Genomic DNA, 11,779 nt, shown 5'->3' with positions numbered 1-11,779 from the left:
ATTTTAAGAGACGTTCAAGAATGACCCAGCACGCAGAAAACGCTCGAATTCTCATGTACAGCCACGACACGTTCGGGCTCGGCCACTTGCAGCGCTGCCGGACTATTGCGCATTCGCTAGTCGAGGATTTCCGTGGGCTTCAGGTGCTTATCATTTCGGGTGCGACTATCGCCGGCGCCTTCGACTACCGCGCCCGTGTCGACTTCGTGAAGATCCCCAGCGTCATCAAGTTGCGCAACGGCGAATACACCTCGTTGGAAAAGGACATCGATCTGCATGAGACGCTAAGGATGCGTCAGTCGATCATCCGCCACACAGCCGAGACCTTCCGGCCGGATATCTTCATCGTCGACAAGGAACCGCTCGGCCTGCGCGGTGAGATTGAGGACACGCTGTCCTACCTCAAGACGCGGGGCACCACGCTGGTGCTTGGCCTGCGCGAGGTGATGGATGCACCGCATCTGCTCGAAGCAGAGTGGGCGCGCAGGGATGTGATGCGCAAGATAGGCCTGTTCTACGACAAGGTCTGGGCCTATGGCCCGCCGGATTTCTACGACCCATTGACCGGTTTGGATGTGCCGCCGGCTGTCAGGGCAAAAATGAGATTCGTCGGTTTCCTGCAACGGAGCCTGCAGCGGAACCAGTTGCCCGGCCACCGGCCAGAGGGCGACTATATCCTGGTTACCACCGGTGGCGGCGGCGACGGGGCCGAATTGATTCACGACGTCATCGACGCTTATCAGCAGGATCCGAAATTGCAGCACAAGGCGCTGATCGTGCTTGGGCCTTACATGCCGGCTCGCAAGCGCAACAAGTTGCTGAAGAAGGGGGCCACGATCCCCTACATCAAGATTATCGAGTTCGACAACCGCATGGAAGACCTGATTGCCGGCGCCAAGGCGGTAGTGGCGATGGGCGGTTACAATACCTATTGCGAGATACTTTCTTTCGACAAGCCGGCGCTCATCGTGCCGCGCATCGAACCCCGCCAGGAACAACTGATCCGCGCGCGGCGCGCGGCCGAACTGGGCCTCATCGAAATGCTTTTGCCGGAGGAAGCCAAGGACTCCCAGCGGTTTGCCGATGCACTGGTGGCGCTGCCGAATCGGCCTCGTCCATCCCAGAGTAATCCACATCTGACCCTGGAAGGGCTCCCTCATATTTCCGAAATCGTCGCGGAACTGCTCGACCGGCAGGCTGGCCCTCACCTTTCGGTTATTGAAGGCATGAACTGAGTTGCAACATCGCAAGATCGTCGTGGTTCTGAAGGGTTATCCGCGGCTGTCGGAAACCTTCATCGCGCAGGAACTGCTCGGACTGGAGCGTGCGGGGTTCGATCTGATACTCGTTGCGCTCAGGCGGCCGACCGACGCAAAACGCCACCCCGTGCATGACGAGATCAAAGCGCCCGTCCATTATCTGCCGGAATATCTGCATGAAGAGCCGCTGCGCGTGGTTCGCTCGCTTTCTGCTTGTTTGCTGCGGCCGGGCTTCTGGCGTGCACTGGGATCGCTGGCCGTCGATATGCCGCGCGACTTTACGCGCAATCGCGCGCGCCGTTTCGGGCAAGCGCTCGTGCTAGCGGCCGAATGGCCCGAAGACGCGGTATGGCTGCATGCGCATTTCGCGCACACGCCGGCATCGGTGACGCGCTATGCCAGCCAGCTTCTTGGTCTGCCCTGGAGCTGCTCGGCCCATGCCAAGGACATCTGGACTTCGGCGGATTGGGATCTGGCCAGCAAGCTTTCCTCGGCGCGCTGGACGGTAACTTGCACGAAAACGGGCTTCGACCGTCTGAAAAAACTCGCCGACGGCAACTCGTCAGTGCATTTGAGCTATCATGGGCTCGACCTTGATCGCTTCGGCATTTTCGGCGAGGCACGAAAACAGCATGACGGCTCGGCGCCGGACGAACCGGTTATCGTTCTGAGTGTCGGGCGCGCCGTTGCAAAGAAAGGTTACGACACCTTGCTGGAGGCCCTTGCCCTCTTGCCCGGTGATTTAGCGTGGCGTTTCGAGCATATTGGCGGCGGCGAGGAATTGGAGCGGCTCAAGGCGTTGGCGCAAAAGCTCGGACTGGATGGTCGCATCTCTTGGAAAGGCGCGCTCGCGCAGGAAGAGGTGCTTGAGCACTACCGCCGCGCCGATATCTTCGCCCTGGCCTGCAGGATCACCGCAAATGGTGACCGCGATGGTCTGCCGAATGTTCTGGTGGAGGCGGCCAGCCAACGGCTTGCCTGCGTGTCGACCGATATTTCCGGCGTGCCGGAGCTTTTATTGCCGGATGAAACCGGGCTACTGGTTCCGACGGAAAACCCAATTGCCCTGGCACAGGCGCTGGAGCGACTGATCCGTGATCCCGTGCTGCGTGCCCGCCTCGGCGACACCGCAGAGGCGCGCGTGCGCGGCAATTTCGATCACATGGCAAGCATTGGACAGCTCAAGGAGCTGTTCGAACGGGAGTGGCGGGCCGCCGAATGAAGCGGCTGCGCGCTTTCTTCTATGTCCAGCACCTGCTCGGCATCGGCCATCTCGCGCGCTCCAGCCGCGTCGCGGCGGCTCTGGTCGATGACGGGTTTGACGTAACCATCGTCACTGGCGGAGCGCCGGTCGCGGGGTTTCCGGGATTGGGGGCAATATCTGTAACCCTGCCATCTGTTACCTCCGGTGATGAAGGATTTTCCGGTCTTGTCGACCTGCAGGGCAAGCCCATTGACGATGATTTCAAGAAACGGCGTTCAGAGATGCTGCTGCAGGCATTCCGGGATTGCAGGCCTGATATCGTCATTGTCGAGGCGTTTCCATTTGGGCGCCGGCAGATGCGTTTCGAACTCTTGCCGCTGATCGAGGCCATCGACGCGGCGTCGCCCAGACCGCTGCTGGTGACGTCCGTCCGTGATATCCTTCAGGAGCGCGTCAAGCCGGGCCGAAACGAGGAAACGGTCGATCTCGTTAACAGGCATTTTGACCTTGTCATGGTCCATGGCGATCCGGCTTTCGCAACCCTAGACAAGACATTTCCACTGGCGGGAGCGATCAGGGCCGAGGTTGCGTACACGGGGCTCGTTGCCGCGCCACCAGCGCCCGCGGCCTCCGAGCGTTTCGACGTTGTGGTGTCGGTTGGCGGCGGGGCCGCCGGAAAGAGCCTTGTCCGGTCCACCATCGCATCGGCGCGGAATGCCGACAACGCCTGGAAATGGTGTCTGATCACCGGCCCAAACCTGCCGAAGGACGAGTTTGACGCGATTACACGCGATGCCACGCCGGGCCTGTCCATCTTTCGGTTTCGCGAGGATTTCGCCAGCTTGCTGACCGGCGCCCGCCTGTCGGTCTCGCAGGCGGGTTACAACACTGTCTGCGATGTCCTGCGCGCGCGCTGTCGCTCGCTGCTCGTTCCCTTTGCAGCCGGCGGGGAAACGGAACAGACGGTTCGAGCCCTGATGCTCGAAGAGCTCGGTCTTGCAACCGTGCGGATGGAAAAGGACCTGACGCCTGAGTGTCTGGCGCAAGCGATCGAACAGGCGCTTGCGGGACCGACGCCAGCCGCGCATCGTCTAGATCTGGAAGGCGCCCGTCGCTCGGCGCAAATCCTGCGCGAGCGGCATCGAACCTGGTCCTCGAAATCCTAGCGCAGGTCATATCTCGGTTGGATTCGCGCAACGCGCTTCAAACAGTTCCAATCAGCATGAAGCGGGTATATTTTTTTGTCGGCAGTTCGCCGGAGAACCTGATCTCCCGTAGCGCCACCATTGCTTCGAAGGCTGCAAGCGAAGCCACGCAGTTGATGTGCGTCGGCTCGCTGAAGTAATCGTTCGATTGCAGTAGCACCTTCGTGCCCCGCGGAAGCAGGGCAAGCCAGGCACCCAGGTCGGCTATGTGTTCGCAGCTCGTATTGACCACCAGGTCGGGCCGACCGGCCGCATAGTCGAGTGCGTACATATCTTCCGTCAGCGCCCGGAAGCGGTCGCCGGCTTCCCGGTTGAGGGTCCGGGCGACCGGCCCGACTTCAGGATCGATGTCGATGCTGTCGATCGCCGCAATGTCGAAACGGGCGTCGTTGAAAAGCATTGCCGGCAATACGCCGTACCATCCGCCCAGAACCCATATGCGCCCGAACCGGCCGCCGTCGTTTTCGAACAGCTTGTCGAGCGCCCACATCTTGCAGGCGACCTGCTTGTGGTTGAAGGCGTTGGCGATATCGGCCGTCGGATACTTGGCGATGACCCGCGCCAGCCCGGCGACAAGAGGGTGGTCGACATAGGCGGCAATTCCCCGGGCGAGGTCCAAGGCTTGTTCGTGCCCGTCAATGCCGGCATTGCGTGCTTGCGTGACATCCATCATATTCGTCTTCTATGTTGGGATTTCGGGCTACACAACGCAATATTGCCTCACCCAAGGCTGTTCGACTTGCGGATGAGACTATGCCACCAGCCGTTTCGCCGTTGCACGGTCACGAAGGGGGCCGGTTGCGTCTGTCCGGACCAGCGGCGTCCATCCGCGAAGACATTGCCGATACATCGTTTGCCAGCAGGTGCTTTCACCGCCTGCTTCCTCCAAACTGACAGCCGCATATGGAACCCAGCCTAGCCCGCTATATCTGGACGCACACCCGGAAGCAGCAGATCTGGATATTGATGATCGTCCTGCTTTCGATGATCCCATATTTCATGTCCTTCGACCTGCCGAAGCTGATCGTCAACGGCCCGATCCAGGGGAAGGGGTTCGAGCAACCCGGCGCGACCCTGCCCTTCATGAAATTGCACTATAACCTGCCGTTCATTGGCGAGGTCCAGTTCTTCTCCGGTTTTCAGCTGGACCGCAAGGAGACGCTGCTTGCCCTGAGCCTTGTGTTCCTCTTGCTGGTCGTCATCAACGGCCTGTTCAAACTCTACATCAACACCTACAAGGGCCGCCTCGGCGAACGCATGCTGCGGCGTATTCGCTTCGATCTGATCGATCGTGTGCTGCGGTTTCCGCCGATTTACTTCAAGCGGGTGAAATCCGCCGAAGTGGCGACAATGGTGAAGGATGAGGTGGAGCCGCTGGGCGGCTTTATCGGCGATGCCTTCCTGCAGCCGGTGCTGCTCGGCGGCCAGGCGCTGACGGCCATGCTGTTCATCATGGTCCAGAACGTCTGGCTCGGAATGATAGCGATGGTGATCGTGATCATCCAGATCGTACTCATCCCGCGGATGCGGCGGCGGCTCCTCGTGCTTGGGCGCCAACGGCAGTTGACGGCGCGCGCGCTTTCCGGCCGGGTTGGCGAAATCGTCGACGGTATCGGCGCGGTTCACGTCCACGACACGTCGAACTACGAGCGCGCCGACATAGCTGCTAGGCTAGGGCTCATCTTCAAGATCCGCTTCGATCTTTACCAATGGAAATTCATGGTAAAGTTCCTCAACAATTTTCTCGCACAGCTCACGCCCTTTCTGTTCTACATGATCGGCGGGTATCTGGTCATAGGGGGCCGGCTGGATGTCGGTCAGCTCGTGGCGGTGATCGGAGCCTACAAGGACCTGCCCGGACCGATGAAGGAACTGATCGACTGGGATCAGGATCGGCAGGATGTCCAGGTCAAATATCAGCAGGTCGTTGAACAGTTCACCGTCGAGGATATCATTGCGCCGGGAATCGCGGCACTGGCGATCGACGATCCCGGTCCGATGACAAACCCGCTGTCGGCGGTCGGTCTGTCCATGGCAGACGATGGCGGTGCAATGCTCCTCAACCGTGTCTCCATGCAGGTCAAGTCGGCTGAGACGGTGGCGCTGGTCAGCACCCCGACAGGCGGAGCAGAGGCGCTAGCAGAAGCCTTCGCGCGTCTGAACTGGCCAGAGAGTGGAAAGGTCGCTTCGGGCGCCGATGACCTGCTTGAACTCCCCGAAGCCGTGACCGGCCGGCGCATGTCCTACGCCTCGTCGGATGTTTTCCTGTTCCAAGCAAGCCTGCGCGATAACTTGCTCTACGGGTTGAAGCATGCACCGCTGACATCGGTGACTTATGACGGCGCCGCGGCAGACCAGCAGCGCTGGAACATGGACGAGGCGCGCCGGTCGGGCAATCCGGATTTCGACGTCCACAGCGACTGGATCGACTATGCTTCCGCCGGCGCTACCGGCCCGCACGACCTCTTTGAAGCGGTGCGCCGGGTGCTCGACGCGGTTCTTCTGTCGCGCGACATTCTGGATCTTGGCTTGCGCTCTTCGGCCGACCTCACGCGTCACACGAAGCTCGCCGGGCGGATCGTCGAACTGCGTGCAGCGCTGCGAACCCGGCTCGAACAGGAAGGGCTGCGCGAACTGGTGGTTCCTTTCGAGCCGGGCGCCTACAACACGGAAGCGACGATCGGCCAGAACCTGCTTTTCGGCGCCGCCGCCGGCCCCGAACTGGCCGACAAGGCTCTGGCGGCCAATCCCTACTTTGCTTCCGTGCTGAAGCAGGCCGGCCTCGACAGCACGCTCTACGAGATGGGCATGGAGATCGCCGAACAGGCGATCGAGCTGTTTGCCGACCTGCCGCCAGATCACCAGTTCTTCCAGCAGCTCGCCTTCATGAGCGCCGAGGAGATCCCCGCCTACGAGACCTTGCTGCAGCGGCTCAAGAACCGCCCCTACGAGGCGGTTTCGGAGGCCGACCGCGCCATGATCATCACCTTGAGCTTTGCCTATATCGAGCCCCGGCACCGCTTCGGCCTGCTGACCGACGAGTTGATGAGCAAGATCGTCGCCGCACGCAACCGGTTCTATGAGAACCTGCCGCCCGAGCTGCACAACGCGATCGAACGGTATGATCCTGCCAAATACATTGCCGCGGCCACCGTCATGGACAATGTCTTATTCGGCCGTGTGGGAAACAACCATCCCGACGCGCCGGACCGCATACGCTCCATCGTCTATGACATTCTTGACGAGCTGGGGCTTTATGCCGAGCTTCTGGATGTCGGCCTGGACTTCAACGTCGGCGCCGGTGGAAGGCGGCTGACCAGCGGACAGCGACAGAAGCTCGATGTTGCCCGGGCTCTGCTCAAGCGTCCCGATTTTCTCATTCTCAACCGGCCGCTGTCGGCGCTCGACCAGCGCGTTCAGGACAAGGTGCTGCGAAACGTGCTCGAGGAAGCCAGACGCGACGGCCATTCGCCGGCAATTGTGTGGGTCGTGACGAGTCCGGCAATGGCGATGATGTTCGATCGCGTTATCGTCTTTGACTCGGGGCAATTGGTGGAAGACGGTACACACGAGACACTTTTGGCAGAGAACGGTATCTTCAAGGAACTTCTGTCATAGTCTGGCAGACGCGAATTTAGGAAGGTTTGCGACAATGCTGCTCAAGGATGAAGTTGGAATGCTGCAACGCGTTCCCTTGTTCTCCGGCATTGAGCCGGCAAAGCTCAAGCTGCTCGCGTTCACATCCGATCGCGTGAATTACAGCGCCGGCCAGATTCTTTTCCGGCAGGGCGACGAGGCAGACGCTGCCTATGTCATCCTTTCAGGCAGGGCGGATATTCTGGTCGATTCCGACAGCGGGCCGATAAAGGTTGCCGAACTGCTGCCAAATTCGATCGTCGGCGAGATCGCCATATTGTGCAACAGCTCCCGCACTGCCACCGTCAGCGCGGCAAGTGATCTGGAGGCCTTGAGAATCCGCAAGGATCATTTCCTGAGGCTTATGAAGGAGTTCCCGGAAATGACCATCGAGATATTGCGGGTTCTTGCCGATCGGCTAAGCCATACGACCGCGGATCTGATCGACGCACGAAGCGCCTAGAGCTATGATGAGCGAAAGGTAGCATGGACGACGATTTTTTCCTGGTCAGATTTTGGGGCGTGCGCGGCAGCATTGCTGTATCCGGGCCAGAATTCGCTCGCTATGGCGGCAACACAATCTGCATTGAGATGCGATGCGGCAAGCATACGCTTCTGTTCGACGCAGGTTCTGGCCTGCGGCCTGCCGGTAGGGCGCTTCAGGCGTCGGATGTGACCGATTTCGACCTGCTTTTCACCCATTGCCATTACGATCACATCATCGGGCTGCCGGCTTTTGCGCCTATCTTCGACCCGAGCGTCAAGCTTACGCTTTGGTCCGGGCATCTTGCAGGACGCATGACGACCCGGCAGATTATCGATGAGTTCATACGGCCGCCGTGGTTTCCGGTGAAAATGAACGTCTGCAAGGCAAATCTCGACTGCCGCGATTTTGTATCCGGAGACGTGCTTCGGCCGCGCGAAGGGGTGGTGGTTCGGACCGGCAGTCTCACCCATCCGGGAGGCTGCATAGGCTACCGGATCGAATGGGGCGGCCGCGTCGTGGCGGTGATCACCGACACCGAGCACGAGCCGGACAAACTCGATCAGTCGGTGCTCGACCTGATCGAAGATGCCGACCTCGTCATTTACGATTGCACCTACACCGAGAAGGAAATGGAACGCCGCCGCGGTAACGGGCACTCGACATGGCAACAGGGCGTCAAGCTCTGTGAGGCTGCTGGTGCACGGGCGCTTGCGCTGTTTCACCACGATCCGACACGCACCGACGAGCAACTGGACGAGATGGAGAAGCTGGCCAAGGACAGGTTTGCCGGCGCTTTTGCCGCGCGGGATGGCCAGATGCTCAAATTCCCGGTCTCATCGCACAGAAAGCGCTGAGCTATTTTCCTTTACCCCCGCGGCGCCCGACCAATGTCCTGATCGGAAGCCATGCACAGGGTTCAGCCTGTGCGGTGACTGTCAACAATCGTTCGAGGAAAAGCCAGGCCGATTCATCATGTACAAGATGGTGGGTGAGCAGGCCGATCGGCTCGCCGTCGGATGCATGCTGCAAGTGTGCGATGATAGCCTGGACCAATAGACCATGATCGAGGCAGCCGCGCGTGCCATGCCAATCCATGATGTCCACATTGCTGTTGATGACCGCCAATGAAGCCGGCTTCGGCGGCCCATAGACTGACAAGGCCGCAAAACCTATCGATCCAAGGTCGGATACCACGCCGGCGTCGATCCTGTTCCATGGCGGCACCAGCATCGGAACGGCACGTGCGCCGTGCAGGCCGGTTACTCGCGACAGTCCGCGAGCCAGATCATCGAGCACCGCCTCGCGTGGCCGATGCGCGCCGAGTTCCTGCTTTTTCTGGTCCTCGGGCGCATGATTTCGGTGCGCCCAGCCATGGATCGCGACCGTGGCATGCGGGGCCTCGTCAAGCCGGGCGACAAGCTTCGCGTCGGTCAGGGCCGGAATGACGGCCAGAGTGACCGGAACCGCGAATTCACCGGTGAGGTCGAGCAGCCGATTAAGCGCAGGCGTCGGATCCACGGCGTCGTCGTCGCGCAGCCAGAACTCCGCCTTGCGGCCCGCCCGTTGCAGGCGCGCCAGCTCTTCCACCAAGGGCTGCCAGATCGGATCGGACGTCATGAGACCGGGACCTTCGCAATAAGTCCGGCCAGACGCGCAGCTGCGCCACCGAGGGAACGTTCTTCGAGAACGAAACGCCTGGCTTCCGCGGCCATGATGGTTCTTTCGTCGTCACGGGCCAGAAGCCTTTCAATGGCGGAAGCGAACGCCGCGACATCGCCCGGCGGGGTTAGAAACCCGGTCTGGCCATCCCGCACGACCTCCGGCACGCCGGCGATGTCCTGGGCCACCACCGGAAGACCGGCGGCCTGTGCTTCAAGATAGGCAACGCCGTAGGCCTCGCCATAACCCGGCCAGACATAGATTCCCCCGGTGTAAAGGACATCCGGCACGGCGGCTGGCTCGATCGAGCCAATCCACTCGATACGATCGGCGGGCAGGCCGGCGAATTGCGCTTCGACCTCGTCGCGGGCTGGGCCGTCTCCGACGACCGACATGGTCCAGGGCAGATGACCTATCAAGCCGAGCGCTTGCGCCAGCATGCGATAGCTGCCCAGTTTGTCGCCCGGGCGCATCATGGCGACGGTAATGAGGCGCGTCGGACAACCCCGTGCCGGGATTTCCCGGAATGCCGATGTGTCGATGAAGGGCGAAAGCATACCGAAAGCGGCCTTGGGAATAGCATCCGCCAGTCCCTGACGATCCCTTTGGGTGAAGCAGATGTTCATCGCCGCCTGTTCGATGGCTCGCGCCACCAATGCTTGGCTATCGGCCCACAAGCCGGCATCGCGTCGCCTGGAATAGGAGGCTTCCGCTGTCACATAGGGGACAGCAAAGGCCGACGCCAGCTCCGGCCCGATCAAGTCGGGCGCCTTGTAATAAGGATGGTAGGTGAACCAGAGATCGGGCTTGCCGTCACGATCCCAAAGCTTGGTCAGCCGCACGGCTTCCTCTGCGGCCTCGATCTTTAGTGCCTCGAAACTTTTCGACTCCGGCTGGCGTAGATAGAAGCGCAACTCAGATGCCAGTTCGACGCTATGCCCTCCGTGCTCCAGCGCTTTGACAAGCATCCGTGCCATCTGGCGGTCGCCGGAAACAACGGGATGATTGGGTGACTTCAGCGGCGCGTAGAAGGCAATTCGCATCGCGCGACCCTATCACCGGAAAGCCTGCGCAAGTCAATTTCCAAGCGTAATCGACTTCACCTTCAAGCCGTGGAATATGCTATCTAATGGCCATGGAAACAGCTGTCGCGTCCGACCCGTTTGTCGCTTCTTTGCCGGTCTTCGCAAAGTTCGAAAGCGTTGCCGACATCGATAACTATCGGCCCCTCCCCGATGGCTGGGCGCTGGCCACTGCCGACATTGTCGGCTCGACCAAGGCGATCGAGGCGGGGCGCTATAAAACCGTCAATATGGCCGGCGCAAGCGTCATTTCGGCGCTGCTCAATGCGCTGGGTCGGCAAGACCTCCCCTTTGTCTTCGGCGGCGACGGTGCGCTCGTGGCGTTTCCCGGCTCGGCGCTGGAGATCGCCCGCAACGCGCTGGCGGCCGTCCAAAGGTGGGTGGCGGACGAACTGGGCCTTACCTTGCGCGCCGCGATCGTGCCGATAGGGGACATAAGGGCGCATGGCCTCGACGTTCGCGTGGCGAGGTTCCGGGCTTCCGAAGCGGCCTTCTATGCCATGTTCGCCGGCGGTGGCGGCAGTTGGGCGGAAGCTGAGATGAAAGCGGGGCGCTACCGCATCGATCCTGCGCCGGCCGGCGCGCGGCCGGATCTGACCGGCCTCTCCTGCCGTTGGAACCCGATCGAGGCCCGGCATGGCGAAATCGTCTCGATCATAGCCACACCGGGGGCGTCGCGCGACTTGCGCGGGTTTCAGTTTCTGGCTTCCGACATCATCGCCCTCGCCGGCAGGCAGGAGCGCGATGGCCACCCGGTGCCGGTGGACGGCCCGGGCTACAGTCTGCTGCCCGCCGGCCTGGATGTCGAGGCGCGGGCGATGGCCCCGGCAGGATGGCGGTGGCGGTCGAAGCTGTGGATCGTGTTCCTGATGACGCTTACGGCAGCAACCGATCGATTTGGCTGGACGATTGGCCGTTTCGATCCGAAGGTCTACAAACGCGAGGTGGCCAGCAATTCGGATTTCCGAAAGTTCGACGACGGCTTGAAGATGACCATCGACGTTGACGCGGATGTGCTGCATCGGATCCAAGACCGGCTGAAGCAGGCGGAAGAAGCGGGCATCTGCAATTATGGCCTGCACCGCCAGAAGTCTGCCTTGATGACCTGCCTCGTCATCTCGCCGCTGCAGCGCGATCACGTTCACTTCATCGATGGCGCCGCCGGCGGCTACGCGATGGCTGCCGCAAGCCTGAAGGCGAAGGCGCAGGTCTGCTGACTGCTTGCGGAATTCGAGTTCCGCAATATG

Annotated in this window: 10 protein-coding genes; 7 read left to right on the top strand and 3 right to left on the bottom strand. The window is 61.0% G+C overall.

Annotated elements, in window-relative coordinates; all coding sequences use genetic code 11:
- Positions 1–20: 20 nt before the first annotated feature.
- Genes AC0L3E_RS15500 through AC0L3E_RS15490 form a run of 3 tightly spaced genes read left to right on the top strand, consistent with a single transcriptional unit; the run spans position 21 to position 3,629 of the window.
- Entirely contained in the window at positions 21–1,235 is a 1,215-nt protein-coding gene (locus tag AC0L3E_RS15500) for a glycosyltransferase family protein (protein WP_127396319.1), read from the top strand.
- A gap of 1 nt (position 1,236) precedes the next feature.
- The gene (locus AC0L3E_RS15495; RefSeq protein WP_128307758.1) at positions 1,237–2,481 is read left to right on the top strand and encodes a glycosyltransferase; all 1,245 of its coding nucleotides are present in this window, start codon (positions 1,237–1,239) and stop codon (positions 2,479–2,481) included.
- Positions 2,478–3,629, top strand: coding sequence for a glycosyltransferase family protein (locus AC0L3E_RS15490; RefSeq protein WP_127326886.1), 1,152 nt, complete (start codon positions 2,478–2,480; stop codon positions 3,627–3,629). The genes AC0L3E_RS15495 and AC0L3E_RS15490 overlap by 4 nt, the downstream gene beginning before the upstream one ends.
- 37 nt (positions 3,630–3,666) lie before the next feature.
- Here the strand turns inward: AC0L3E_RS15490 and AC0L3E_RS15485 are convergent, their stop codons facing one another.
- Positions 3,667–4,341: a class I SAM-dependent methyltransferase gene (locus AC0L3E_RS15485; protein ID WP_164873903.1), complete on the bottom strand. Its 675-nt coding sequence runs from the start codon at positions 4,339–4,341 to the stop codon at positions 3,667–3,669.
- A 230-nt stretch (positions 4,342–4,571) separates the two neighbouring features.
- On the opposite strand from AC0L3E_RS15485, the gene AC0L3E_RS15480 reads away from it, so the two are divergent.
- The 3 genes from AC0L3E_RS15480 to AC0L3E_RS15470 are packed head-to-tail and all read left to right on the top strand — an operon-like array spanning position 4,572 to position 8,645.
- Positions 4,572–7,286, top strand: coding sequence for an ABC transporter transmembrane domain-containing protein (locus AC0L3E_RS15480; RefSeq protein ID WP_473605108.1), 2,715 nt, complete (start codon positions 4,572–4,574; stop codon positions 7,284–7,286).
- A 34-nt stretch (positions 7,287–7,320) separates the two neighbouring features.
- Positions 7,321–7,767, top strand: a complete 447-nt coding sequence (locus AC0L3E_RS15475) for a cyclic nucleotide-binding domain-containing protein (protein ID WP_127292062.1) — start codon at positions 7,321–7,323, stop codon at positions 7,765–7,767.
- 23 nt (positions 7,768–7,790) lie between these two features.
- On the top strand, positions 7,791–8,645 hold the full coding sequence (locus tag AC0L3E_RS15470; RefSeq protein ID WP_127320283.1) for an MBL fold metallo-hydrolase: 855 nt from the start codon (positions 7,791–7,793) through the stop codon (positions 8,643–8,645).
- 1 nt (position 8,646) lies between these two features.
- Here AC0L3E_RS15470 and AC0L3E_RS15465 read toward each other — a convergent pair whose 3' ends face one another.
- Positions 8,647–9,408: a polysaccharide deacetylase family protein gene (locus tag AC0L3E_RS15465; RefSeq protein WP_473605107.1), complete on the bottom strand. Its 762-nt coding sequence runs from the start codon at positions 9,406–9,408 to the stop codon at positions 8,647–8,649.
- Complete coding sequence (locus AC0L3E_RS15460; protein WP_127380478.1) at positions 9,405–10,493, bottom strand: glycosyltransferase family 4 protein; 1,089 nt, start codon at positions 10,491–10,493, stop codon at positions 9,405–9,407. The genes AC0L3E_RS15465 and AC0L3E_RS15460 overlap by 4 nt, the downstream gene beginning before the upstream one ends.
- Before the next feature lie 92 nt (positions 10,494–10,585).
- Here AC0L3E_RS15460 and AC0L3E_RS15455 point away from each other — a divergent pair, with 92 nt between their 5' ends.
- Complete coding sequence (locus AC0L3E_RS15455) at positions 10,586–11,749, top strand: DUF3095 domain-containing protein (protein WP_245463554.1); 1,164 nt, start codon at positions 10,586–10,588, stop codon at positions 11,747–11,749.
- Positions 11,750–11,779: the final 30 nt, after the last annotated feature.

The sequence above is a fragment of the Mesorhizobium sp. WSM4822 genome (assembly GCF_055811155.1).
This window is presented reverse-complemented; position numbering and strand designations above follow the sequence as displayed.